This window comes from Hymenobacter glaciei, assembly GCF_039539585.1.
GTDB classification, from domain to species: Bacteria; Bacteroidota; Bacteroidia; order Cytophagales; family Hymenobacteraceae; genus Hymenobacter; species Hymenobacter glaciei.
Window position 1 is genome coordinate 21691 of sequence record NZ_BAABDK010000031.1, and the last position, 26455, is coordinate 48145.

Annotated in this window: 21 protein-coding genes; 13 read left to right on the forward strand and 8 right to left on the reverse strand. The window is 60.5% G+C overall.

Going from position 1 to position 26455, the window contains the following annotated elements:
- Positions 1-83 precede the first annotated feature (83 nt).
- A complete protein-coding gene (locus ABD837_RS19865) occupies positions 84-1310 on the reverse strand; it encodes a radical SAM protein (RefSeq protein ID WP_345058091.1) in 1227 nt (408 codons plus the stop codon).
- A gap of 5 nt (positions 1311-1315) precedes the next feature.
- Positions 1316-3001: a hypothetical protein gene (locus ABD837_RS19870; protein WP_345058093.1), complete on the reverse strand. Its 1686-nt coding sequence runs from the start codon at positions 2999-3001 to the stop codon at positions 1316-1318.
- Between the two features lie 292 nt (positions 3002-3293).
- On the opposite strand from ABD837_RS19870, the gene ABD837_RS19875 reads away from it, so the two are divergent.
- From ABD837_RS19875 to ABD837_RS19915, 9 genes are all read left to right on the forward strand, one after another.
- The gene (locus ABD837_RS19875) at positions 3294-4064 is read left to right on the forward strand and encodes a prolipoprotein diacylglyceryl transferase family protein (protein WP_345058095.1); all 771 of its coding nucleotides are present in this window, start codon (positions 3294-3296) and stop codon (positions 4062-4064) included.
- A gap of 92 nt (positions 4065-4156) precedes the next feature.
- On the forward strand, positions 4157-4576 hold the full coding sequence (locus ABD837_RS19880) for a hypothetical protein (RefSeq protein ID WP_345058097.1): 420 nt from the start codon (positions 4157-4159) through the stop codon (positions 4574-4576).
- Between the two features lie 105 nt (positions 4577-4681).
- Complete coding sequence (locus ABD837_RS19885; protein ID WP_345058099.1) at positions 4682-5170, forward strand: hypothetical protein; 489 nt, start codon at positions 4682-4684, stop codon at positions 5168-5170.
- Positions 5142-6002: a tetratricopeptide repeat protein gene (locus ABD837_RS19890; RefSeq protein WP_345058101.1), complete on the forward strand. Its 861-nt coding sequence runs from the start codon at positions 5142-5144 to the stop codon at positions 6000-6002. Before ABD837_RS19885 ends, ABD837_RS19890 begins: the two co-directional genes overlap by 29 nt.
- Positions 6003-6172: 170 nt before the next feature.
- Positions 6173-7579: a radical SAM protein gene (locus ABD837_RS19895; protein WP_345058103.1), complete on the forward strand. Its 1407-nt coding sequence runs from the start codon at positions 6173-6175 to the stop codon at positions 7577-7579.
- Positions 7579-7902 (forward strand): hypothetical protein, encoded by a 324-nt coding sequence (locus ABD837_RS19900; RefSeq protein WP_345058105.1) that lies wholly within the window; start codon positions 7579-7581, stop codon positions 7900-7902. Before ABD837_RS19895 ends, ABD837_RS19900 begins: the two co-directional genes overlap by 1 nt.
- A 122-nt stretch (positions 7903-8024) precedes the next feature.
- The gene (locus tag ABD837_RS19905; RefSeq protein ID WP_345058107.1) at positions 8025-8321 is read left to right on the forward strand and encodes a hypothetical protein; all 297 of its coding nucleotides are present in this window, start codon (positions 8025-8027) and stop codon (positions 8319-8321) included.
- A gap of 46 nt (positions 8322-8367) precedes the next feature.
- Positions 8368-8664 carry a hypothetical protein gene (locus ABD837_RS19910; protein ID WP_345058109.1) on the forward strand — a complete coding sequence of 99 codons (297 nt, stop codon included), beginning with the start codon at positions 8368-8370 and terminating at the stop codon, positions 8662-8664.
- Positions 8665-8827: 163 nt separating this feature from the next.
- Entirely contained in the window at positions 8828-9166 is a 339-nt protein-coding gene (locus ABD837_RS19915) for a hypothetical protein (protein ID WP_345058111.1), read from the forward strand.
- On the opposite strand, the gene mutM is transcribed toward ABD837_RS19915, so the two are convergent.
- The 3 genes from mutM to ABD837_RS19930 form a co-directional block, all read right to left on the reverse strand.
- Complete coding sequence (gene mutM / locus ABD837_RS19920; RefSeq protein WP_345058113.1) at positions 9147-9980, reverse strand: DNA-formamidopyrimidine glycosylase; 834 nt, start codon at positions 9978-9980, stop codon at positions 9147-9149. The genes ABD837_RS19915 and mutM overlap by 20 nt on opposite strands.
- Before the next feature lie 343 nt (positions 9981-10323).
- Positions 10324-11238: a PhzF family phenazine biosynthesis protein gene (locus ABD837_RS19925; protein ID WP_345058115.1), complete on the reverse strand. Its 915-nt coding sequence runs from the start codon at positions 11236-11238 to the stop codon at positions 10324-10326.
- 133 nt (positions 11239-11371) lie between these two features.
- Complete coding sequence (locus tag ABD837_RS19930) at positions 11372-12331, reverse strand: M48 family metalloprotease (RefSeq protein ID WP_345058117.1); 960 nt, start codon at positions 12329-12331, stop codon at positions 11372-11374.
- A gap of 342 nt (positions 12332-12673) precedes the next feature.
- Here ABD837_RS19930 and ABD837_RS19935 point away from each other — a divergent pair, with 342 nt between their 5' ends.
- The 4 genes from ABD837_RS19935 (at position 12674) to ABD837_RS19950 (ending at position 21064) form a co-directional block, all read left to right on the forward strand.
- Entirely contained in the window at positions 12674-13138 is a 465-nt protein-coding gene (locus ABD837_RS19935; protein WP_345058119.1) for a hypothetical protein, read from the forward strand.
- A gap of 87 nt (positions 13139-13225) precedes the next feature.
- Positions 13226-13741, forward strand: a complete 516-nt coding sequence (locus tag ABD837_RS19940; RefSeq protein ID WP_345058121.1) for an MOSC domain-containing protein — start codon at positions 13226-13228, stop codon at positions 13739-13741.
- A gap of 174 nt (positions 13742-13915) precedes the next feature.
- Complete coding sequence (locus ABD837_RS19945; protein ID WP_345058123.1) at positions 13916-18499, forward strand: DUF4394 domain-containing protein; 4584 nt, start codon at positions 13916-13918, stop codon at positions 18497-18499.
- A 576-nt stretch (positions 18500-19075) separates the two neighbouring features.
- Positions 19076-21064 (forward strand): endo-1,4-beta-xylanase, encoded by a 1989-nt coding sequence (locus tag ABD837_RS19950; RefSeq protein WP_345058125.1) that lies wholly within the window; start codon positions 19076-19078, stop codon positions 21062-21064.
- Between the two features lie 123 nt (positions 21065-21187).
- On the opposite strand, the gene ABD837_RS19955 is transcribed toward ABD837_RS19950, so the two are convergent.
- The 3 genes from ABD837_RS19955 to ABD837_RS19965 form a co-directional block, all read right to left on the reverse strand.
- Positions 21188-22588, reverse strand: coding sequence for an RtcB family protein (locus ABD837_RS19955; RefSeq protein WP_345058127.1), 1401 nt, complete (start codon positions 22586-22588; stop codon positions 21188-21190).
- Between the two features lie 1140 nt (positions 22589-23728).
- Complete coding sequence (locus ABD837_RS19960; RefSeq protein WP_345058129.1) at positions 23729-24586, reverse strand: TIGR02452 family protein; 858 nt, start codon at positions 24584-24586, stop codon at positions 23729-23731.
- 262 nt (positions 24587-24848) lie between these two features.
- Positions 24849-26372 carry a TROVE domain-containing protein gene (locus ABD837_RS19965; RefSeq protein WP_345058131.1) on the reverse strand — a complete coding sequence of 508 codons (1524 nt, stop codon included), beginning with the start codon at positions 26370-26372 and terminating at the stop codon, positions 24849-24851.
- Positions 26373-26455 lie beyond the last annotated feature (83 nt).

Below are 26455 nucleotides of genomic sequence, written 5' to 3' on the forward strand. Positions count from 1 at the left end.
ACTCTTCGCGGTAAAGATGCTTCGGCAAGCGGACGTCAGATAAGCATGACGTTTTTTTTGCCACGGCTGCTTTCATCGTTTTTCTACATTTCGGCCTGAGCAAATGCGTGGCAACCGCCTGTTTTAATGGCTTGCAGAGAAGCATCAAGCGAGCCGCACAGGGCGCTGCCGCTCTTTTTCTGGCAGAACGGGCAGGCGTGCATGTCGCCATCGGTATCCACGTAGAGGAACCGGTCAGCGGCCCCGCTGCAGCCCATGCGGCGCTGGTGGTAGCCGTAGTAGTGCACCATGGGCCAGTCGAGGAAATCAGGCCCAAAATTCAGCTTCAGGTAGAATTCTTCCAGCAGCGCAATTTGGGCGGGGCTGGGGTCTACGTTGCGGCCGGCGTAGTGGCCCACTGCACGCGGCTCCAGAATCTGAATGAACGCGACGCCCAATTGCCGGGCCAAGCGGGCATAGGCCAGCAGGTTGGCTTCGGTGGTGAACTCCTGCGTGGCGCACAACGATAGGTTCACGACCAAACCCACCTCTTGCGCATAGGTAGCTGCCTGCACAGCATTCTGGTAGGCCTGCGGCGAACCGCGGAAAGCGTTGTGCCGGGCGGGTTCGTGGTGGTCGAGGCTGATGGTAACGCCTGTGAACCCGGCGCGTTTGAGCCGGCCGGCATTTTCGCGGGTGAAGTTGAAGCCCGAGGTGATTACCCAGAAATCGGTGCCCGGCTTAGCACCGGCCACTACCGCCACCAGGTCGTTCACGCGCAGCATGGGTTCGCCGCCGCTAAAGAAAATCTGGCTCACGTGGCGGGCCTGGAATGCCGCCACCATGTCCCGAATGTGCTCCCGCGTCAGGTTTTCCTTTTGGTTTAGGGCGTCCCATTCGAAGCAGTGCTCGCAAGCCAGCGGGCACTTTTTGGTGATGGCCAAAAACACCAGGTTCAGCGTTTCGGTGTCGCCCCGAAACGGTACGTGGCGGTTGATAGTGGTGGCTACGTAGGCGTCGTAGGCGGCACTGGGCCAGCCTGGCGTCTGGTACTCGCGGTAATAGCGGCCGGCTACCCGCGCTATTTTCTGCACTTTGAGGTCGCCGTAATACGTGCGTTTTAAGTCTTCTACTCCGTCTACGGCCCGTTTTACACGAGCTGGCGTGCGCAGAAACCGAAACAGCAGGCGCACTTCCGCCAGTTTAATCAGTCCGGCTACCAGGGCGCGCTGCAGGCGCGAAGCGAGCATGGCGGGCGGCAGGCTGGGCACGGCCACCGGGGCGGGTGGCGCATCCACATAGGTCAGGTCGGTGATGAGCGTAGTTTCCATGAGCGTTAGCGGTGGGCAAGTACGGGCGTGATTTCCTGAGCAGTGGCGCGGTATTTCTCCTTCGAAAACTCGATGAAGCGGCCCGGCTTTCTAAAGGCGTACAATTCGGGCAGGTTGGGCAGTCCCTGGAAATCGCGGATGTGCTCGTAGTAGCCCTTGGTGCGCAGAAACGCCGTGCGGCGGGTGCCAGCAGCCGGGGTAGGCAGGCCCGATTCGTACGTCAGACTGACGGTGGAGCCCGGCCGGGGCTGGCTCAGGTACAGGGTATCGTCGGCGGCCAGTTGGGCGCGGGCATCGGCGCCGCGCTCGGTGATGGCGCTGGTGGGGCGGCATTTATCCAGTTGCACGGGCACGTTGGGGCTGCAGTCGAGCGCGGCGTAGTCCACTTCCCAAAACATGAAGCCGCATTCTAGCTTCACGCGCACCTGGCCGGTTGTGGCACCGGCAAAATCGAGCGGCACCACCAAATCGCGCGAAGCCAGCGGGCCAATGGTGGGAATGGTCTCGGCCAACTGCCAGCCGTGGCCGGCTTCCACATACACCTTCAGCGGAATGTGCTGGTCGAGGCCCCACTGGCGGTTTGTTTCGGCGGGCTGGGTCTTTTGCTGAGCGGCCCAGCTGTTGTAAGCCGTTCCGAATTTTTCGATAAACGCCCCGTACAGATAATCCAGCCACAGCGAGTTTTGGGCGTGCAGCACCAGCTTGCCGTGGCGCGCGGCAGCTGGCTTGGCGAAGGTCAGCACCACTTCGTTGGGGGCACTGCCGGGCACGTCTTCATCGAACAGCACCGCTTTGTGGTCGGTAGCCTGCAGTTGGGCCGTGCAGTCGTTGCCGCCCGGCGAGCGGGCCTGCAAGGGCGGCTGGGGCGCAACTAGCGTTTGCACCAGGCCGCGCTGGTCGAGCAGCACCTGCGTGCGGGCGGCGTGCTGCACCACCCACAGCTCGGCCAGGTTGGTGTACTGCCGCTCCTTCAGCTCGTTGCTGATTTTGAGTCGGTACTGGTTGTTTTCGGGCTCGATGGCGGGCAGTGGCAGATAGTCGTTGCGCTCGGCTGGCGCGAAAATGGCCCCGCCGTACGCCTCGCCCACAAAGCGGTATTCGTGGCCGTCGTAGGCGTACACAAAGGGGCACGAGCTTTTGGTGAGCGCCACAATCACCGCCAGCACGACAAACGTGCCCGCTACGACTCCCAACGACCCGAAAACATAGGAGGCAGTTGTTTTGCCCGAGTCTTTTTCTAGCAAATCAATCTGCCGGATGGCTGCGAAGGGTATACTCACCCGGTCTTCGGCACCCGCCTGTGCATCGCTCACATACACATGTACAATATTCAACACCAACGATTTGTCTTTGAGCTGGTAGCGGGGAGAATAGCCTGCTTTCGGTGCTTCGCCGTAGCGTACCACGGGCGCGCTCAGTGACTGCTTCGTGCCTTCCAGCACTTCTCCGTTCAGGTGCGGGTTGCGCAGCTCCCACACCGCCTGGCCCTGGTGCACCACAAACAGCTTCGACTCCGCCAGCATGTTCAGGTTTGTCCGGCTTACCTCCTGCTCCTTCCCGCGGTAATAATTACAACCGGAGACCAGCGGCGCAAAGAATACCAGCAGGCACCACGCCACGCCGGGTGCCCGCCGTCGAAACAGGCCCAGCAATCCGGACAAGGAGGAAGACGACGTTTCGAAGGATTTCATGATGCAGAAATTGAGTGAGAAAGAGATAACAGGCCCAAGGTAGCCGCCCGCCCATCGCAGGCAAGGCCGACTTTCAGCGTTATTAGACTCTATAGCATGGTTAAATATATGATTAATTCTCTAGCGCACTGAAATTTATATTGCTGTTTATAAGACGTTACAGTACACCGATTCCGCCCTCGGCCGCACCACGAAACACGCTACCACTGCATCATTCATTTTGTGTGATGCCAATCCCGTAGGCCAGCCAGCTACGGTGCTGCTTTAGTAAACCCGCCCTAGCTTTAGGGCCATGCATTTTCCCGTTGAGCTTGCCCTCGGTCCTGCGCGCCTGCCCGTGCACCTGCTGTGCGAGGTATTAGCCTACACGCTCGGCTTCCGCCTCTACACCCACTTGCGCGCCGGGCACCCCGACCGCATCAGCAGCGAGCACCGGCAGTGGATTTTTGTGGGCGCCGCCGCCGGGGCGCTGCTGGGCTCGCGCCTGCTGGGCCTGCTGGAGCACCCCGGGCTCCTGGCGCACCCGCCCGGCGGCTGGCTTTACTACTTCACCAACAAAACCATCGTGGGCGGTTTCCTGGGCGGCCTCCTCGGCGTGGAGTTCACCAAAAAGCGCCTGGGCGTCACGGCCAGCAGCGGCGACCTCATGGTGTTCCCCATCCTGCTGGGCCTGACCATTGGCCGGCTCGGCTGTTTCTTCAGCGGGCTGGAAGATGGCACCTATGGCACCGCCACTACCCTCCCCTGGGGCATCAATTTCGGCGATGGTGTACGCCGTCATCCCACCAACCTCTACGAAATCCTGTTCCTGGCGGCGCTGGCGCTGCTGCTGTGGCTACTGGAACGCCACAAGGCACTGACCGACGGGCGGCGGTTTCAACTGTTTCTGAGCGCCTATCTGCTATTCCGGCTGCTGGCAGAATTTATCAAGCCCACGGCGGCGCTGCCCGGGCTGGGACTCACGGCTATTCAGTGGGCGTGCGTGGCGGGGTTGGGGTATTATGTTTGGCTGTATCTTTCAAAAAGACCCGTTGATGAACGAAAACATTTGCTGAGTAGCTGATTATTTCACTCAACCTGTTTAAAAAGTCGGCAGCACGGTGCAGAGACGCATCTTTGCGATTATTAGGCTTTGGCCTTTCCCTAGCTGGAATTATGTGTGTTCGAATTTACCTTGGCTCGATTTTACCTCTTCCACAAATTATTTGGAATAAGAGCACTCCAGGATTCTATGTAAATGCTGTGAATGATGAGGCCGAAGCCGCTAGAATGCATGAGCTTCTAAGCGCTACTCACGTTTATGAGCTTGGTTCCTTTATGGGATGTTCCTGTGGTCTTATGTACAACCCACAATTAAAAGGGGATGATGCAGATAATTACCCCAGTAGGCTTAAGGATGTAGCCTTGTTTAAGAGTCATTTGAAGCACCATCTTCCAGATAACTGTCTGAAAATATTTGCCACTTGGTGGGAATACTTTCCAGATAAATATCCTGAAGAAACTCTGAGTTTGAGTGAATTTATTAGCACTGAATTTGAAATACCTGAAAATATAATAGTAACTGTTGTAACATAAATACCAATCTTTTATCTGGCATGCCCGAATGTCCAACCTACCACGACTTCATGCTGAATTTGTGCCCGCAACTTGGGTTATCTACGCCCTATTGAGGCCACACAAATGAAACAACTGATTCTACTTTGCCTGCTACCACTGCTAGCCAGCCTGACCGCCCACGCTCAATACCTCACATTCCACGGCGGCGAATACCTCGACACCACCACGACCCGCAACCCGGCCTGCGCGAAGGCCATGACACTGCCATACTTCGCCGTTGATGCAAAATACCCGCGCAGCTCGGCCACGCTGGTACGCGAGGCAACGGCATTTTTGCAGCGCGGCAACCGCAAGTTCAGCGGCAGCGGCTACCTAACGTTTCGGTTCGTTATCGACTGCGCGGGGTTTCGGCAGCCGATGACGCAGGTGCTGCAGACCGATGCGAATTACAAGGCCTTCCACTTCCGCCCCGAGCTGGTGAGTGAATTGTACGCGTTTCTGAAAACCCTCAAGGACTGGCGCGTGGCAAACTACAGCGGCCATGCCGTCAGCTATTTCACTTACTTAACGTTTAAAATAACCGATGGCAAAGTCGTGGCCGTTATTCCTTAGCCTGCTGGCCGTGGGGCGGCTGGGGCAATGCCAGGGGCCCGCAACCCTCAAAGTGCCGGCTGGCGACTGCAGCAGCAAAGCCTACCAGGATACCCTTGTGGCTCGCTACCTGGACCGGGGCGCGCACCGCATTAGCTACCTCAGTCCGCAATGGGGCCAGTATTGCGACAGCCTGATTGCGGCCTGCCCCAACATTGCCCAAGCCTATCAGCAGAAGGCCATGCCGCTGATTAAATGCGGCGATTATGCGCAGGCTTTTCCGTTGGTGGACAAGGCAGTGGAACTGGATGCAAACCGCTGGCTGGCCTATCGGGGCTTCCTCAAGTGCATTTTCTCGAAGGATTACACCGGGGCCATTCTTGATTTCCAGCGGGTGGCCAAACTCAAGCCCAATGGCCGCGAGATGGACCACACGTATCCGTTTTTTGAGGGTGCCTGCGAGTTGGAGCTGGGCCATTATAAGCTGGCCGAAACCGCGTTTGCCCAGGACATTGCCCTACAGCGTGGCGGCGATGGCAGCGGCCAGCTCCACTTCAACTCGCTGTTTTATGCCGGTGTAGTAGCTGCCCGGCTCAAGCAGTACCCGCAGGCGCAGGCATACCTGCTACAGTGCCTGAAAGCCTATCCCCAGCATCCAGAGGCCAATTATTACCTGGCCCTCACCTACCAGGCACTGGGCCAGCCCGCAGTGGCCCGGCAGTATCTGGAAGCCGCGCAGCGGGCCCTGATTGGGGGCTACCGGCTGAATGAGGACAACATTTTCTACACCAACTACCCGGGCCAGATTACGGAGTACGAAGTCACGCAGGCCCTTAAGGATTTGCGTGGGTGAAATCTGTCATCCTGAGCAGAGCGAAGGACCTTATCACGCCCGGACTGATTACACTGATTACTACAAATCGTGCAGTGGTGATAAGGTCCTTCGCAGGCTCAGGATGACAGACGAGCTTATGCTTTCACCTTATCTTCCGCCGTTGAGTTTCCCTTCCCTCCTTCCTTTCCATGCCCGAACGTCCTTACACCTACTACGACTTCACCCTGAGCCTGTGCCCGCAGTGCCTGCGCCGCATCGAGGCCAAAATCGTTTTTGAAGACGGCAACGTGTTCATGCTCAAGCGCTGCCCCGAGCACGGGCGTCAGAAGGTGCGCATCGCCACCGATATTGAGTACTACAAGAGCACCCGCAACTACGTGAAGCCCAGCGAAACGCCGCGCCGTTTCAACATGGCCACGCATTTTGGCTGCCCTTACGACTGTGGCCTCTGCACCGACCACGAGCAGCACAGCTGCCTTACCGTCATCGAGATAACCGACCGCTGCAACCTCACCTGCCCCACCTGCTACGCCGAGAGCAGCCCCACCCATGGCCGGCACCGCACTCTGGAGGAAGTGGAAGCCATGGTGGACCTGGTGGTAGCCAACGAAGGCGAGCCCGACGTCATCCAGATATCGGGTGGCGAGCCCACGCTGCATCCGCAGTTCTGGGAAATCCTGGACATGTGCAAGCGCAAGCCCATCAAGCACCTGATGGTGAACACCAACGGCGTGCGCCTGGCCAAAGACGAAGCCTTTGTGGCGCGGCTGGCTACCTATTCGGGGGCATTTGAAGTGTACCTGCAGTTCGACTCCTTCCGCGAGCACGTGCTCATGACCATGCGCGGCCGCGACCTGCGCGAAGTGCGCAAGCAGGCCATTGAGAACCTGAACAAGTATAACCTCAGCACCACGCTGGTCGTGACCTTGCAAAAGGGCCTGAATGATGATGAAATGGGCGACATCATCGACTACGCCCTGAAGCAGAAATGCATTCGCGGCGTCACGTTTCAGCCCACCCAGGCGGCCGGGCGGCTCGATAATTTCAACCCTGAAACCGACTCGTTTTCGCTCACGGAAGTGCGCCAGGGCATCATCGACCAAAGCCCGGTTTTCTCGGCCGAAGACCTGCTGCCCGTGCCCTGCAACCCCGACGCCCTGGCCATGGCCTACGCCCTGAAGCTCGACGGCGAAGTGTTCCCGCTCACCCGCTACATCGACCCGGCCGAACTGCTCCAGAATAGCAGCAACACCATTGTGTATGAGCGCGACCCGCGCCTGCGCCAGCACATGCTCAAGCTGTTCAGCACCGCCAATACCGTGGATACGGTGGTACCCGAAATCAACCAATTGCTGTGCTGCCTGCCGCAGGTTTCGGCGCCCAACCTGGGCTACGAGAACCTGTTCCGCATCATCATCCTGCAATTTATGGACGCGTATAATTTCGATGTGCGCGCCGTAAAAAAATCCTGCGTCCACATCGTGAGCAAGGACTTGAAAATCATTCCGTTTGAAACAATGAACATCTTTTACCGCGACCAGGAGAAACTGGCGCGGCTGGAAGAATTGCGGGCTGAGCGGGTGGGAATTATCTAATGGAAACGGACCTGCAGCCCAAACCGCGGCCAGAACGGCCACAAGGCAGCGTAAAGGGGCCGATGCTCCTCAATGCGAGTCTGATGTTGGTGTTGTATGTGGCAGCTTTCGCCGCGGGCGATGGCAAGCCAAGCGACACCGCATATGCTTATTTTTTTGCGTTGCTGGCGCTATTTAGCCTAAACACATTCGCGGCCATTGGGTTGGCATTTATGGGCCGTCGCCAAACGGTAATGGGATGTATCTACTCCAGCATTGGCATTTTCCTGGTTGGGCTAGGTAGCTGTGCATACTCGCTAACCCACATGGGCAGCATGCATTAATCGTGCTTACGGGCGGAATTGTGGCTAGACCTACTGAGCGTTTTGGTCCTATCGTAAGTACCGCAATCGGCAACACAAACCGCTGCCCAATTAGGGGAATAGCAGTTAAACATTCCTGATTAATGGAACCGTCTCCTCAGCCACTACCGCCTAAAAAGCCATTACTCTGGCCCATAGTCATCAATCTGATGGCTCTTATAGCTATCAATATAGCTTTGGGCGGCGGAGCGGGCACTGTTGCCAGTGCCATACTGGGGCTAACGGTGGTTAACCTGCTGGCGGCGCTACTTGTGAGCCGCTTCAACCGACTCAACTGGGTCGTGGCTTTTCTGCTTTCGGCGCTGCTGCTTCCACTAATTGGGTTTGGCCTTTGTGCACTGGTTATTCAATTGAACGGCGGTCTGCACGGCGGTCATTAACACCTGTATTTAACCTAGCTCTACTAAATAACTAAGCCGTCGTGCCATGGAAAAGCCCGCCCAGCACATCATCCGCAACAACTTGCTGGCCTTGCTGCTGGCAGCCGTGGTGCTCGGATTGGCCAATAAGGCCCTAGAACAGACGGGTGCAATCCTTTTCTGCATGCTCTACCTAAGCCAGGCATTTGTCAATATGATTTTTGGCTTCACGCATCTCGGGCGCGGACAGAAAGGCGTAGGGGCTGCGCCCTATTTCCTAAGCATGCTGCTCGTGCTGATTATTGGCTTTGGAGCCTGCACCGGCATCGTTACGATGGGCGGCGGCTTAGGCAAGATGTACTAATGCCGGCGCAGGCAGGCACTTGTGGCAAACGTAAATAACCTGACCTTCTACCACGTATTCGCCGAATTCCACCTTCGCATGGCGTGGGCAGAGCACTTTCACACCATGCCCGGGCATTGCCTAATAACCCCATTCTTTTTCGCGTACAGTTTGCCGATTTGCGATGACCAATGATGTGAAGAAAATTCTTGGGTACAACCTTGTAGCGTTACTGGGTGCGGCAGTTGTATTGCGCATTTTTATTCGGTCAGAACCCGCCTATTACTTTAGTGGCTATTCACTCATCATGCTGCTGGTTATTGTGCTTACAACTCTAACCAATATAGGTTGCGCAGTATTTACGCGAGTTACTGGCCGGCGCAAAATCTACTTGCTTGGCGCGCTGCTGGTCCCATTAATTGGTTTTGGTGTGTGCGCCGCAGGTACTCAGTCAATCCCTCGAATTGAGCGAACGCATGATGAGCCTGAAAGTACAGAATCGGCTACTGCACACCCGGCGTAGGCTGGCATTTAGGGCACGTATACGTCGCCCGACCACCCACGTAATTCTTGTCGATTTTTACCTTGCTATGACGCGGACAAAACGTGTGCGCATCGTCGCTATCCGGCGTGGCCGACGTGTCCCATTCGCGGGCGTGAATGAGGAAAGAGGACGGGAAATAGCGGTAATTGGCTTCGCGGTTAATGGCCGTACTCAGCACCAACTGCACCGCGTCGTGTAGGGACTTCCCCTCCTTTTCGGTGAGCGAAGCGCCCAGGCGCTCGGGGTGGATTTTGGCCTGAAACAACACTTCATCCACAATCCAGTTGCCGAGGCCGGCGGTAATGCCCTGGTCGAGCAACAATGGCTTAAGCAGCGTTTTGCGGCGGCTCAGCTTCTGGTGCAGCTCGGCCGCCGTTATTTCCAGCGCGTCGGGGCCTATTTTCTTGGCTTTTTGATGCGCAGCAGCGCTTTCGGCGAGGCGAATACGGCCAAATTTGCGGGGGTCGATAAAGGCCAGGCGCAGGCCAGAATCTTCCAGGTGCAGGGCTACGCGGGTGAAGCGTGGGGTGTCGGGTTCGTCGCGGTAGGCGCCCACGTCGCCGGTCATGCCAAAATGCAGCACGAGTACCTGGCCATTATCCAGCTCCAGGAAGCAGTTTTTGCCCAGGCGCGAAGTGCCGGTGATGGCGCGGCCTACGAGGCCGGCGCGAAGCTCTGCTTCGGGCGTGGCCAGTACGTGGGCATCGTTCACCTGCACGGCAACAATGGTTTGGCCCACAGCCAGCTCGTCGATAAAGCGGCGGTAGGTTTCGACTTCGGGTAGTTCGGGCACGTTGGGAAGGGTTGAGGGGTGAGTGCTGAGTGTTGAGTTTAACAGGCCGTCATGCTGAGCGCAGCCGAAGCATCTCTGCCGCGTAGCATGTGGTCACCGCCCGGCCCGGTCCGACCGCCCTAGGCGGTCCGACCGGTTGTCGTCAGGGCCACACCGGCGGTGCTTCAACCGGTCGGACCGCCTAGGGCGGTCGGACCGGGCCGATGCCAAATTCCTTTGGAACGACTACTTAATCCAAAATTCAGGAATTACCCATGCGGTAGCGATGCTTTGGCTGCGCTCAGAATGACGGTCTTATTCAATCTCTTCAACAACCCAAACCCCTCCCGGTTGCACTGCCGTCTTACAATTCGCTGCGCAGCCCGCCTTCCAGCACTACCACACCCGTGCCGCCAATCTGCACCGATTCAATGGCCTCGCGCGGGCCGCCGATGCGAACCTGCACTGCACCGGCACGGCCCATGTCGTGGCCCTGCTCAGCAATAAATTCGGGCGAGTTGAGGTAGCCGTGGTGCCAGAGGTAGGCCGCCATGCCACCGGTGGCCGAACCCGTAACGGGGTCTTCCGACACGTCGGGCGGAGTGCCGAAGTGGCGGGCGAAGGTGTGGCCCGCCGGCGTGGCCCCGCCCAGGCAAAACAGGTGCGGACTGAAAAAGTCGCTTTCGGCGCGGTAGCGACCCAGAGCAGGGGCATCCGCCACGTGGGCGCGGCGCAGGGCAGCGTGGTCGCGCAGCAAAATCATCAGCTGGGGCGTGCCAGTGCTCACCGTCTGGATAGGCGCACCGGGTAGCAAGTCGTCGGGCGTGAGGCCGAAGAGCGGCAGCACGGCCTCCGGCGCGTGCGTGGCGCCAAACACCGGCTGCCGCTGCGTCATCCAAACCAGCGCCGGACCGTCAGCCGCGCCCGGCAGCACATCAACCCGAATGGGGCCGTGCAGCAGGTGTAGCGTGAGCGTGAGGGCTTCGCCGGAGGCAGGCAGTGCCACCCGGCCCGCGTGCAGCAGCGCCGTGGCGGTGGCAATGGTGGGGTGCCCGGCCAGCGGAATTTCCTCAGCCGGCGTAAAGAAGCGCACGGTAAATTCGGTACTGCCGGGCGCGGCGCGGTTCACAAAGGCCGTTTCCGACTGGTTGAACTCGCGGGCCAGGCGCTGGCGCAACGCGGGGTCGAGGTCGTCGGCATCGAGCACCACGGCGCAAGGATTGCCGCGCAGGGGCTCGGTAGTGAACGCATCAATCAGCAGAAAAGGCAGCTGGGACATAAAGAGGTGGGCCGGTAAGATGAGAAACGGGCCACGAAGGAACGACAGCCCGTGAAAACCTTACCTGCCATGGCACAAAAAAGCCGACCCACTGTATAAGCGGGCCGGCTTTTCATGTATTGCAAAAAGCTCATCACATGGTATCGTGCAGCTTGGCGACGCGCTGGCCGGCTTTATCGTACACATCGCCTTTTTCGGTGATAAACAGGCGACGCTGCTGGGCATCGGTGAGCACGAAGGGAAAGGCCTGGCTGTCGGTGCGGGTCACGCGGCCCACCACTTCGGCGTTATCGTCTTCGTCCACGTGCACCACTTTCAGGGCATTGGTGAGGTAGTAGCGCTGGCTGGGGTCGTTGCGAAAGGTAAGCTGGCCCACCAGGCGCACGGCATCGCCACTGCGCTGGCTAACTGCGACCATCTCTCGGGTCGGAGTGGCCGAAGCCGCGGTTGGCAGGTCGGCTACGTCCTCGTTGTTGTAGACTGGTGCAACCGCTCGCGGCCGCGCGGCTACCACGGCCGGAGCAGCTGAGGGAGCCGCAGCGCGGGCACTGGCCACGAGCTGTTCGGTGGCCCGCTGCCAGCCCTGGCCAATGGCGGCTAGGCGCGGCGTGCGACCGGGATGCGTGGGCGAATCATCGGCATCGGGCACGGTGGCCATGGCGGCCTGGGCCTGCGCGAGGCTGGCGCCCAGCTTCCGCAGCACGAAACCCGAAAACTCGTCGGCCTCCAGCTCATCGGCGGGTTGCGAACCACCCGAGCGCAGGGTATGGCCGTTGAGGTGGTGGCCCATTTCGTGGGCCAGGATGCTGATGCCGGCCCAGTCGGTGTGCCCGGCTTTGTTCACTGAATTCAGAAAGGCCGGGTTGTAGAGCAGGTAGCGCTTGCCGTTATACACCACGGCGGCCGCGTTGTCTACTTCGGTGGTGGCGCGCAGCTCGAAGCGGGCTTTGAGGCCTACCGCGTCGGTGATTTCGCGGATGACGTCGGTGGGAGCCGGCGCATTTTGGGCCTGGGCCGGAGCCGCCAGGGCCAATGGCAGTACGATGAGCAGCGGGACTGCCAGGCGCGTTATTAGTTGGGGGAGGAAAGCCATACCGGGAAGACAATAAGAAATGACTACTGACTCAGTAACAAGACAAGCGTAGTGCCAGAAAATGAGCACGGCAGGCTTCAACAAGCAATTTTGCTAACGCAGTGCTCCCAGTATCCGGGGCTGAGTGCGACAACGGTGCCGGGCCTTATTTCATTGCGGCAACCTTGCCTGGCCCGGGCGATTTGGCAGCTGTGAGGATAACGATATTGGCCAGTTAGCAGTTCATTAAAAGAACAGAGTCGAAGCAACGACCAACGGTTGCGTAGCCCCCTTGCTGCGGCCATCCCGGAGGTAGCTTTGTGGCCTACGCTGGCGGCTCCGGCTTCCACCCCAATTCCCGGCATGAACCAAGCACATTTGCACCTTATTTTCAACCACGTGCCCATCGTGGGCAGCCTGTTTGCTGCCGTGCTGCTGGCCGCTGGCCTCTTCAAACACAATCTCACCCTCACCAAAGCCGGCCTGATAGCCGTGTTAGCAGCGGGCCTGTTCTGCCTGCCGGCCCAGCTCACGGGCGAGGGTGCGGCCGCCATTGCCCAACAGTTGCCGCGCACCAGTCGGGCCCTCATCCACAACCACGAGGAAGCCGCCGAACTAGGTTTCTGGGCCCTGGAAGGTGCGGCCGCGCTGGCCCTGTTCGGGTTACTGCTGCTGAAAGGGGCGTCGCCTAAAGCTCGGCTGCTGGCACTGCTGGCGCTGGCAGCCACCCTGCTTAGCTACGGGCTGTTGGCGCGGGCTGGTAACCTCGGCGGTATGATTGGACATCCGGAAATCCGCGAAGGCTTCGGCACGCCCGATGAGCTCTAATTGTTAGCGGTTAATAAGTACCGGTTACTGATGAATTTCCAACCACTGCCAATTCATCGTTAACCACTCATCAATAAGCACTACATAATGGCTTTCCCCTTTTTCGGTGACGATAAATCGACGGTGGCGCGCCTGCTGGCCACTTTGCCCCAAACCGGCCGCCTGGAGTGGATTGGCCCACGGCCGGTACGCCGCGAGCCCCCGGTTTCGGTACTCGAAGCGGAGCTGAAAACCGATTCGCACTTGCTCGGCGACCACGCCCGGCCCAAAACCGGAGGCAAGCGGCAGATTACTCTGATTCAGCACGAGCACCTGGCGGCGGTGGCCGGCTACCTGGGGCTGGATGCGCCCCTGGACCCGGCCCGCCTGCGCCGCAACTTGGTGGTGAGCGGCCTGAACCTGCTGGCCCTGAAAAATCGCCAGATTCGCATCGGCGACGACGTTGTGCTCGACATCACCGGCGAGTGCCACCCGTGCTCGCGCATGGAGGAAGAGCTGGGTCCCGGCGGCTACAACGCCATGCGCGGCCACGGCGGCCTCACGGCGCACATTGCGCAAGGTGGCATTATTCGGGTGGGCGATGTGCTACAAATAGCAACCTAACCTATATCGTTATTCCTTGATTTTTTAGTGTATTGGGTGCAGCAAATCGGTGCGCTCGGTACATTTTTTTATTTGTTTTCAGCCTGGGTGATGGTCGCAGCCGTACGAGCCGCCAAAGGCGGGGTTTGACGACCGTTTCGTTGATTTTACTTTCTTCTATTTTTCTTCTAGCTTATGTACACACGCTTACCTTCGCGCCCAACTTTGGGCTGGCGACTCATACGATTCCTAAGCATCCCCCTGGGTGCGTTGCTTTTGCTGGCAGGTTCCGCTGCTCAGGCTCAAACCACGCTTTATGGCCTGGGTACCCTGACGCAAAATGTGTCGGCGGGTAACCCCTTCTTTCCGCCTGGTGGAGTTGCTGGCGACCAAGGCCTCGTAGCCTTCGACCCTGCTTCTGGCAGTCCAACCTCTTTCCCATTGCGCATTGTGGGGCTACAGAGCGATGAACGGCTGGTTGGCATTGCTTTCCGCCCGAGTACCGGCCAGCTCTATGGCTTGGCGCGTACCGCTGCCGATGAAGTACAGTTTTATATAGTAAACACTTATCCGGTAGGCCCAACGGCACCAGCGGTGTACGACGTGCAGGTAACCCCGGTAAATCCGGTTGGCTCGCCTCGCACTTCTCTGGCCCTTGGGGGCCCTGCCGAACGGGTATCGTTCAGCTTTAATCCTGTGGCTGACCTCGTTCGGGTAGTAAGTACCAACAACGCAAATTACCGCCTTAGCCCCACCACCGGCGCTGTCGTAACCACGGGTGGCGCCGATGGCCCCCTGGCTTATGCGCCCGGCGACCCTCGGGCCAGCACCGACCCCCGGATAGAGACGGTGGCCTACACCAACGCCGTACGCGGTAGCACAAGCACCGTGCTGTACGATGTAGATGTGCGCAACCAGAACAGTGCCCCTTTCGGCATTTTGTCGAGCCAGAATCCTCCCGATAGCGGCACGCTGAATACCATTGATTCGGTTCGGCTGCAGAGCAACGGCAATTTTTTTGGCATTTTGCCCACTGCCCTCATCAGCATTGACATTTACTCAACGGGAACATTCAACAAAGGCTACCTGGTGGAAGTAACTCCTCCTAATAGCAGTGGCCTGTCCAGCAGCAACTTGTATGATTTTTCGCTTCCAGCGAATCCTGCTTCCCCCAACGACCCCGCCAATACTTTTCCGCCCGGCTCGGCGACGAATAAGCGTACCCTGGTAGACAACAGCCCTTTCAGGCCGCTAAACATCATTGATTTTGCCATAGCGCCGCGCGCTACCATCATCAGCTTGGTACCCAACTCGGCCGAGGTCGGCACGGCGGGCCTGACGGTAACCGTTAACGGTACAGGCTTTATGAACGGGGCAACGGTTCAGTTCAACGCCTCGGACCGGGCAACGACGTTCGTTTCGGTACAGCAGCTAACCGTGGCGCTTACGGCTGCCGACCTGGCAACAGTAGGCTCTTACAATGTGACGGTTACCAACCCTCCGTTCCCGGGCGTTCCTTCGGCCCCGGCCACGTTTACGGTGACGCCGACTTGCGCAGCCCCCACCAACTTGGCAACAAGCAGCATCACCAGCAATTCGGCTACGGTTTCGTTTACGGGTAACGGGTCAGCTACCAGCTACACTGTAACTACTTTGCCGGCCACCACCACGCAGTTGCTACCTGCTTCGGCTACTTCGGTTAACCTCACGGGCCTCGCGCCAAATACGAGCTACACCGTCAGCATCACGACCACCTGCCCGAGTGGCACTACCAGCCCGGCCACCATCATGTTCACGACTGGCTCGGCAGCCGGTACGCTGGCTGTAAGCCAGGGCGGCACCAGCTACCCCAGCGGCGGCACGGCCTACAACTTCGGCAACCAGACGCTGAATACCACCAGCACCCCCGTAAGCTTTACCCTGACGAATAGCGGCTCCGATGCCCTGACCATTAGCGGCATCACGACCACCGGCGACTACGCCGTAACTGGTACCGCTCCCACCACGGTGCCCGCTGGCGGCACCGCCACCGTGAACGTAACCTTTACGCCTACGGCTACGGGCACCCGCAACGGCACCCTGGTTATCACCTCCAACGCCGCTAACGGCGCAACTTACACCGTGAACCTGACGGGCAACGGCCAGTCCGCGCCGGCAGCCACGTTGGCCGTTACGCAGGGCAGCACCAGCTACCCCAGCGGCGGCACGGCCTACAACTTTGGTACCCAGACAGTGAACACGACCAGCCCTGCCGTGAGCTTTACCCTCACAAATAGCGGTACCAGCGCGCTCACGATTAGCGGCATCACGACTACCGGCGACTATGCCGTGAGCGGCACGGCCCCAACCACGGTGGCGGCCAACGGCGGCACGGCTACGGTGAACGTAACTTTTACGCCCACGGCCACCGGTACCCGTGCGGGCACGTTGGTTATCAGCTCCAACGATAGCAATGGCGCAACTTACACCGTGAACCTGACCGGCAACGGCCAGGCTGCCACGCCCAACCCGCAGATTGCCGTGAGCCAGGGCAGTACCGGCATTGCCAACGGTGGCACGTTCAGCGGCTTTGCCAGCACCCAACAGGGCAGCACTTCGGCCCCGGTAACGTTCACCATCAGCAACAGCAGCACGACGGACGCGCTGACGCTGGGTGCTTTCACATTTAGCGGGCCTTATGCGCTGAGCGGCACCGCTCCGACTAGCGTGGCTCCGAATGGCACCGCTACGTTTAGCGTCACGTTCTCGCCTACGGGTACCGGGACCAACACGGGCTCGGTGAGCATTGCTAATAACAGCCAGACGAACAATCCTTACGTTATCAACTTCAGTGGCCAGGGCACTTCGCAGGACTTGGTGGTGAGCACGCCGCAAGCTGTGCAGGGCAGCTACCGCAACGTGACGATTGTAGGCCCCAACGGCGTGGCCACGCTGAGTGGTACCCTGACCGTGAGCGGCACGCTGGCGGTACAAGCTGGTGGTTCACTCATCCAGAATTGCCAGACTATCAACGGCGCAGGCAATTTCGACCTGCAGGCCGGCGGGGCCATTGCCATCTGCGACCCGGCCGGCATCGCCACCAGCGGCACCTCGGGCGCCGTGCAGGTAACGGGCACGCGCAGTTTCAGTTCGCAGGCTAGCTACCTCTACAACGGCACCGTGAACCAGGTAACCGGCCCGGGCCTGCCCGCGCAGGTGCTGAACCTGGGCGTGCAGAACACCGCCAACGTTACGCTGAGCCAGGCCGTAGCCGTAACCGGTGTGGTTCGGCTGCAGGCCGGCAATCTGAGCACCGGCGGCCAAACGCTGACGCTGCTCTCGTCGGCCGGCAGCACGGCCCTGGTCGATAACTCGGGCGGGGTTGTCATAGGCACGGCCACCGTGCAGCGCTCCATCAACTCGCCCAACGCGGGCCTGGGCTACCGCCACTACTCATCGCCAGTAGCCAACTCCACAGTGGGCGACCTGAGCACGGCTACTTACACCCCCGTGGTGAACCCGGCCTACAACTCGGTGGGCAGCTCGGCGACGCCTTTCCCCACGGTGTTCGGCTTCGAGGAAAGCCGCATCACGACCAGCGGCAACACGCCCCGCACGGTTGATTTCGACAAAGGCTACTTCTCGCCGAACTCGCTGAGCGACCTGCTGGAAGTAACCCGCGGCTACACGGTGAACATCCCAGGTACCGAAACCGTGGATTTTGTGGGCAACCTGAATAACGGTCCGCTCACGACTCTTACGCTCACGCGCGGCAGCCAGACGGAAAGCGGCTACCACCTGCGTGGCAACCCCTACCCCTCGCCCCTCGACTGGGCCAAGGTAATTGCCGGCGGCCGTGCCGTGAATATTGAAAACGCCCTGTACGTCTTCAAAAGCAGCGGCCAGTATTCGGGCACTTACACCAGCTACGTGAACGGCCAGGCCACCAACAGCGGCACCAACGTGCTGCCACTGGCTCAGGGCTTCTTCGTGCGGGTGCTGGCAGGTCAGAGCACCGGCAGCATTGCCTTCACCAACGCCGACCGCCTGACCACGCCCGACAACACGCCCTTCCAGCGCAGTACAGTCGACTCCCGTCCGCAGCTCACGCTGGCGCTGGGCAACGGCAGCACCCGCACCCAGGCCGTGGTGTACTTCGAAGGCGGTGCCACTGTAGGCTTCGACCGTGCTTTTGATGCCCGCAGCCTGGGTTCGCCCAACGGCTTGCTGCTAGCTACCGAAACACCGACTGCCGAGCAACTTTCCATCAACGGCCAGCCATTGCTTACTGGCGCCGATGTACTGGTGCCTCTGCAGCTGGCTACCAGCACCGCCGGCAGTTACACCCTAGCCGTGGATAAGCTGGCAAACCTGCCCACGGGCTACCACGCTTACCTGCGCGATGCCCTCACGGGCACCTACACCGACCTGGCCATTACCACCAGCCTAAACCTGAGCCTGGCGGGCAATGCCCCGGCCTCTGGCCGCTACGCCGTGCTCTTCAGCACCCAGCCGCGCGTGCTGGCTACGGCCCCGGCTGCCCTGGCTCAGCTGGCCAGCGTGTACCCCAACCCGGCCCACGGCACCGCTACGCTACTGCTGCCAATGGCCCTGCGTGGCACGGCTGCCACGACCATTTCGGTAGTGGATAACCTGGGCCGCACGGTGCTTACCCGCACCCTAGCGGCTGGTGCGGCCGAGACGCTGGAGCTGCCCCTGGGTGGGCTGGCCACCGGCGTGTACTCGGTGCAGGCCCGCACGGCAGTGGGCCTCGTGGCCAAGCGCCTCGTGGTACAGTAAGCCATTAGCAGCGCGGCTGCGGCCGTTGCTACCTAAAAAAGCCCCTGCTGGTTTAGCAGGGGCTTTTTTGTGTGTTGACATTTAGCAATTGTAAGCCATAAAAAACCCCTCGCCAAAGGCGGGGGGCTTTCCGAGCTATGAAAACAACTGTCCCCTGTGGAGACACGCTCGCATGTACGATGGATGTGCTGTGATTGGATTGCGCTTACAGACTCGAAAATGAGATGTCGAAACAAGCGCAATTCAAACAGTGCTTAAGTGGAGGAAGTACGGCGTGGCGGCGCTTGGGCCGAAGTACGTTTCGGGCCTTTGCCGGGCAGTTTTTCATTGCCTGCGCCCAAGGCAACGCGGGAATTTCAGAAGATTGAATGCTGGCCGCCAATAGCAGGAAATTTATTTTCTCTATCACAACCGTTTGCTGTATCTATCACAAACGTTTTCTATTAATAATCATTGTGCATCAGCAACATACATTATTTTATTACGCTGGGAAGCGGGCTACTTTTAAGGCAATAACCGGGCAGCCAATGGCTGGAGATGTCCGGCTAAATACCTAATTCCGACCCCTTCTTTTCCATGAAGAAATCTCAACCCTATGCACTGGCACTGGTAGCTGCGCTAGGCAGCACCGCTCCCCCCCTGCTGGCCCAGAATACGCCTGTGATTGTGCAAGCGGAAGCTGGCACCTCCACCACCCCAACTTCGAGCAATGCGGCGGCCGGCGATTGGGCCTTCCCCACCGTTGCGGCTGCGGGCACCGCACCGGCCGTTACCTACGCCACCTCGCTCACCGACGTGTCAGGCTTCACGGCGGCTACCTCGCCGGGCGGCGGCGTGGGTGGGGCCGCCCCGGCCACGGCCAACCGGGTACTCACCTACACGGTCACGTTTCCGGCGGCTGGCACCTACGACCTGTACGCCCGCATGCGGGTAGGAGCCGGCGGGGCCAACGACGACAGCTACTTCTACGCAGCAAGCTTCGGCACGAAGAGCCCCACCGCGGGCGGCGACTGGTTAACAGCCAACGGCCTGTTCAACGTGGGCTACGAAGCGGGCAACAGCCTGCCCGTAGATGGCGGCGGGGCTGGCGGCACCGGCGTGTGGAAATGGCTGAATATGTCGAAGTATGCCGGCTACGGCGTTTCCGGCACCACCTTCACTGTGCCAGCCGGGGCCCTAACCCAGACCTTCCAGATTGGCGCCCGTGAGGATGGGCTCGACTTCGATAAGTTCGCCTTTGGCAAAACGGGCATCTACTTTACGGTAGCAAACCTCGACAACGGCACGGCCGGCTCGGCCACGGTTCCCCCGGCGTTTGTGCCCACCGGCCCGCCCCTGGCCACCGGCAAACCCAAGTATCTGGGCAGTGCCTACAGCGACGCGCAGGCCCCCAACTTTGGCGCGTACTGGAACTCCGTGACGCCCGAAAACGGCGGCAAGTGGGGCAGCGTGCAGCCCACACAGGGCGCTTTCAACTGGACCGAGCTGGACAAGGCCTACGCCCAGGCCAAGCCTGCTACCGGCCCGCAGCACCTGTTTCGGATGCACACCCTGATTTGGGGCGCCCAGCAGCCCACCTGGATTAAGAGCCTGTCGAGCGCCGACCAGCTGGTAGCCATCAAGGCGTGGTTTGCGGCAGTGGCGGCCCGCTACCCCAACATCGACCACATCGACGTGGTGAACGAGCCCATCAATACCCCGCCCACGGGCTTCGTGACGGTGGGCTCGCCCAACGCGCCGGCCGGCTCGGCGGCAGCTGATGGGGGCGGCTACATCAACGCGCTGGGCGGCACCGGCGCCACCGGCTACGACTGGATTATTACCTCGTTCGAGCTGGCACGGCAGTATTTCCCCACCGCCAAGCTCATGATAAATGAGTACAGCGTGGAGAATTCCGCCACCCGGGCCGGTACCTACGCTACCATCATCAACCTGCTCAAAACCCGCAACCTGATTGACGGCGTGGGGATTCAGGGCCACGCCTTCTCAACGGCGGGGCAAACCGCCGCCACCATCACCGGCAACCTGGCCACGCTGGCAGCCACTGGCGTGCCGCTCTACATCACGGAGTACGACTCGGACGGCCCCGGCGATGCCGCCCAACTGGCTGAATACCAGCGGGTATTTCCGCTGTTCTGGGAGAACCCCAACGTGATGGGCGTGACCCTATGGGGCTACCGCGTGGGCCACTGGCGCACCGCGCAGGGTGCCAACCTGGTGAACGCCGACGCCACCGAGCGCCCGGCTATGGGGTGGCTGCGCAACTACGTTCAGACCACGGCGCTGGGTACTAAAGCCACTTCGGCGGCCAGTGCGGGCATCTTCGTATTCCCCAACCCGGCTACGGCGGGCCGCCTCTCGCTCAGCTTGCCAGCAGCCCTCAGCCAGCAGGCGGTAGAAGTGCAGCTGCTGAATACGCTGGGCCAGGCGGTGCTATACCAGACACTGCCCGCCAGTGCGGAGGCCGTTCGCACGCTGGCGCTGCCGGGTGTGGCTGCGGGCTTCTACACGCTGCGCCTGCAAAGCGCGGCCGGGGCCAGCAGCCAGAAGCTGTTCGTGGAATAGCCCATCAAGCGCGGTTCTGACCTCAGCGAATCTAGCGTAAAGGCCCATAAGCCAGTACACCCCGCCAACTGCACGGTTGGCGGGGTATACTGGTTTATGGGCGAGCCTAGCAACAGCTGCTTATCACGCCCCGTCCATCCGCACAATCTTCGGCGTGAACGAGCCCAGCACATCCACCAGCTCGCGCTGGCTGGCCATCACGGCACGGATGTCCTTGTAGGCCATCGGCGCTTCATCAAGCCCGCCACCGATTAGCTCGATGCCGTGGTCGGCGAGGTACTTGCGCACCTGGCCTTCGCCCAGCTCGGCCTTGGCACGAGTGCGCGACATCAGCCGCCCGGCCCCGTGCGAGGCCGAAGCCAGCGACTCGGCCACACCGCGGCCGCGCACAATAAAGCCAGGGGCCGTCATCGAGCCGGGGATGATGCCGAGCACGCCCGCCCCCGCCGGCGTGGCCCCTTTCCGGTGGGTGATGACCTCACGGCCATCGGCCAGCCGCTCTTTCCAGGCGAAGTTGTGGTGGTTTTCTACTTTCGCCAAAGGCTTTTCGCCGAGGGCTTTGGCTAGGCGGCGATGAATCTGCTCGTGGCAGGCCGAGGCGTAGTCGCCGGCCAGCGTCATGGCGGCCCAGTATTCCTGACCGGCTTCGGTGTCGAGGCCGAGCCAGGCGAGGTGCTGGGCTTCGCCGGGCAGCTGGCATACGTCCTTGGCGAGCTTGGTGTAGCGCTCGGCGATGCCGGCGCCCAGGCCCCGCGAGCCGGAGTGCGAAAGCACGCCCAGGTACTGGCCCACGGGCACGCCCAGCTCGTTTTCCGCCTCGGTGATTTCGACGATGCCGAACTCCACGAAGTGGTTGCCAGAGCCGGAAGTACCGACCTGCTCGGCGGCTTTGTCGAGCTTGTTCTTCAGGAAGGGAATTTCCTGAAACTCGGGCCGGTCGAGCACGGCGTGGTCGAGGCGCTGGCCGCGCTCCCAGCCCCGGCCGCTGCCGAAACGGGTGTTTTCGAGCAGCAGGCTGCGCAACTCCTGGGTACGCTGCGTGAGGTATTTGGGCGGCAAATCGAACACCGACAAGGCCATGCGGCAGCCGATGTCGACGCCCACGGCGTAGGGAATCACCGCGTTGTCGGTGGCCAACACGCCGCCGATGGGCAGGCCGTAGCCGTGGTGGGCGTCGGGCATGAGCGCGCCGGCCACGGTCACAGGCAGTTTCATGGCAATTTCCATCTGGTGGATGGCGCCCTGCTCGATATGCTCGGCCCCGAATACGGCGTATTCTTTGCGCTCAACCAAGCCGATGTGGCGGTTGGGCGGGGGCTGCAGGGCTGCGGCCGTGTGGCTCCAGTCGAGGTGGGTGAGGTAGTCTTTTGGGTTGGCAATGAGTTGACCTAGCAAGGCTAGCTGGTCGGTTTGCGAGAGTTTTTTGAGGTGCTTGCGCTGCAGTTGAGCCAGCGCGAGCCCGATGGCACGTCCCTCCGGAAACCCGAGGGCCCGAAGGTCGTTGCCGCGTAATATGTTGGCCATGAGAATGGTCGTTGTACGAGGTAGAGGCGCTTAGTTGGGCCTCCGTCGTTGATGATGAAAAAGAAATAAAACGTGCCGGGCAACAGTGCGCACCACCAGCATTTGCTCTAACCAACTGAGCTACCACCGGCAAGCCGATGAGCGGGTATTGAAGCCGCGACCCAATGAATCGAAGTAAGGCGGTGCTACGGCACCAGCGCGTTTTATTTAGAAAAAACCGGAGCAACAGGCGGCTGGCGTTGTGCCAAAAGGCGACGTGACAGGTCGAAGGAACGCAAGCCTACGGCATCCGGCCGTGAGATGTAGAGACGCGACCCTTCGCGTCTCCGCGTTGAACAATGCATCCGAACGGGCCGGACGCCGAGACGCGATGGGTCGCGTCTCTACATATATCCAAAACCTGCCCGGGGCAACAAGCGCCCGGCCTTCTAGTCCTGCTCTACCAGTCTGAGCTACGGCGGCCGCTTACGCAGCTTCCGGCGGGACTCGAACCCGCGACCTGGGCATTAAAAGTGCGAAGTATGGCCGGGCTACGACACCCGGACAGGGTTTAAAATCAAAACATTGGGGCAAAAAGCGGCGGGTGTGTTATGTACTGCGCGTCTACTAGTTTCGCCACCGTGGTTTTTGAGGTCATGGGCGGGGCTCGAACCCGCACGCCTTGCGGCACAGCAGCCGAAGTATCACCTACCTACGGCACCCAATGCAAGGGTTAGTTTCCGGCTGGGGCAACAGGCGCCGAGCCAGTTGGCGCGGCCCTACCAATGCGCATTCGCCCTGCCTCGCGGCAGCACTTCGGGAGTCGAACCCGCGACCGCACCTAGTTGGGGCGAAGTAAGGCCCAGCTACGGCACCCATCCGGAAACGTATTTATTCACTTACATCCCGAAAATTCAGGGCAACAGTCGGCAGGCGTATGTTTTCGCCCGAAACCGAAGCTGCGGGCCAGGGCTCGAACCCGTAATTCTGCACTGAAGCAGAACCAGAAACGACCAGAAGTAACGCCCGCCTACGGCACCTGAACCAGGCGAATTCTGCCGGGGTGGGACGGGTCACAAAGTGGCCCCGTCCCGGTCGGCGACTACCCCAAGTGGGCAGCCGTCTTCCTCATATCGGCAAGTAGCAGTAAGCGTGAAACGGTTAGAAAAAGGGTTTTAGTATGCGCTCGAACGCCTGAAGAGTGGTTTGCGGCGGCTTGGGGTCGAACACCGCGAAATCGAGTCGGCGGAACCGACCCCGGATGTTGGGTTCGGCCAGGGCTTCGGCAAACAGCTCGGCTATCTGGGCCGGGTCGTTGGCAAATACGCCGCAGCCCCAGGCCCCAAGAATCAGGCTGTCGATGCCGTGGCGGGCGGCTGCGGCCAACACCAGCCGAATGCGGCGGCGCATGGTGGGCACCAGTTCGGGCAGCAGCTCCGGGTTGTTGCGTTGCAGCGCCCCGGCATTCACAGCCGGCGCGGTGATGATGTCCACCAGGAATGGCTCGGTTAGCCACTCCCCTGCCTCGCCGCGAAACACCGGCACGCCCGGCGCATAGCTGAAGTAGTCGCTGTAGAGGCCCGTGCTATCGGGCCGGGAGTTGTGGGCGTACATTTCCCGAAACTGCGTCTGGCACGGATACAGGCCCGACGAACGCGCCAAGCTTTCTTCCTGCGCTTGGCTGCCGCCCAGGAAACCGCCGCCCGGGTTGCGGGCCGAGGCGAAATTCAGGCAGCCCGCCTGGCCTCCATCTGCTACCAAAGCGGCAGCCGCTTCCAGCGTGGTGGCGTGGTACACGCGCACTTCGGCCGGGGCACCGCCGGGATGCTCGAACTCTTGCAGGAGGTCGGCCACATCGGTAGGGCGGTAGAGCTGACTGCCGGTTTCGGCGGCGCGCTGCATGACCGCCAGCGGTATGGATTGGCCAGTGGCCGTTTGGTAACCGCCCTGCTCCAGCGCGGCCAGCGTGCTGAGGGCAATGCGCGTGCGGACATCGCGATTTAGGGTAATGGGATTCATGGTGAGAGGTAGAGTTTATTGGGCAGCGGCCCGGGAATAACGGCCGCTTTATTGTTGAAAAATGTTATTCCCGGGGTGGATCTGGTTGGAATGAGTTTGCTGTTTTACAAGGGGAATAAACGGCGGGCCACATTTGATGAAGGGACTCGAACCCTCACCGCCGAAGCGGCCACCAAGCACCCGCGAAGTAGGCCACGCCTACGCCACCTTGCTCCGCAGCGGCCGGGGGTTCCGCTTTATTGCCCGGCCGTTTCAAGAAGTTTTACAAGTCAATTTTTTCGATTTCAGTCAGCGCCGAGCCGCCATTATCCAGCGCACTCAACACATCGAAGACCTTGTCGGACCAGCCGGCGATGAGGGCCACGCCCGTGTCGGGGCGCACCTCCAGCGGCACGGTGCCATAGCCGGCCAGGTCGAAGACGTAGAGCTTGGCGTTGGGCGCCACCACGCGGCGGTACTGCGCCCACTCCTGGGCCAGGGTGCCACCATCGCCGGTGCTGTTCCAAAGCTGAACGTCGGTGAAAATCATCACCTTGTCGACTGCTTCGGCACGCATCCGTAGGTCCTTGATTACCAAGTACCCATTGGTGGAGTAGCCCACTTCGCCTTCGCGCTTATACAACTCCTCCACGTTGCGCAGCACCGGCCCACGGGCCATGCTGATGCGCTTCCAGGTGTCGCCGAACATGCCGGTAATCACGTTTTGGCAGCGGCTCTGGAGCAACATGCTCAGCACCAGGCTCACGTCGTAGAGCAGCACTTTGCTGCGTGGTGAAATAGCCTTTTGCATGGAGCTCGACACGTCGCAGGCCACCACCACGCGGGTGTCGTGCCCGAAACCGCGTAGGTTCACGGCGCTGTGTGCAATGGCCGTTTCCAGGGCTGCCAACACTCCGGCGACGTGGCCGCTGGGCAAGGCTTTCACCTCACGGTAAGCGGCCAGGAAACGGAAGGGCAGCTGCTTGCTGCGCGCCACCGCAAACCGGTCGGCCAGCGTGTCGCACACTCGCTCCATCGTCGCAGCCGAAACATTGGCTTCAAGGATGTTGCGCAGGTTGCGCAAGAGGGCCATGTAGCCCAGCTTGCCGCTGCCAATCAGCGTTTCCCAGGTCTGGCGGACGGCCGTTTGCCGGTCCGCATCGGTGGCGTACGTCCCCTGCCCTACCGCCGACAGCTCGGTTTCCCAAGTGTAGGGCGTGGGCAATTCGCCGCGCACCAACTGGTTGAACAGGGCTTGCTGGGCCTCGTCCTTGGCGTTGGGGTGCACCAGGAAAAGGGCATCCCGCAGGCGCACGGCCCCGTCGCGGTCGTACTTGGCCAGCTGGTAGCCGTCGAAACGGTTGAAGCTGAGAGCCAGGCCTTTTTGCAGCTGCTTGGAGAGACGGTTCAGAATTTTGGTCCCGCTCCGGGCGTTGGCCTGGGCATAGAAAGCCAGCAATTCCGTGATTTCATCGGGCCGCTGCACCACGCGGGCCACCAGGCGGCTCACGAGGCTGTCGCCCCGGTGCAAACGGGCCAACTCTACGCACAGCACCAGCGGCACCGAGCGCAAATTCAGGCTTTCCCGGGCATACACCGCCAATTGCGCCACAAACAGCGGCTCGTTTTTGGCTACCAAGTCCCGCAAGCGCTGCAAGCGCGTATCGGCTTTTTCGTAGAACTGGTCGCTGAGCGCGGCGGTGGCCGCGGCGGCGTACAGCTCCACCTGGGGCGTGAGCGTGAAGGCAGCTGCGCCTTCGTGGTTTACCACCGTGGTGGTATTTCGAGAGAAGAAGTTGAAGCGCATATTTGGGTGGGGTGAGGGAGTGTATATTTTATTGGTGCGGGTGGTAGCGTGGGCTCTGCGATTCCGCGTATTGGCGGAGGTTT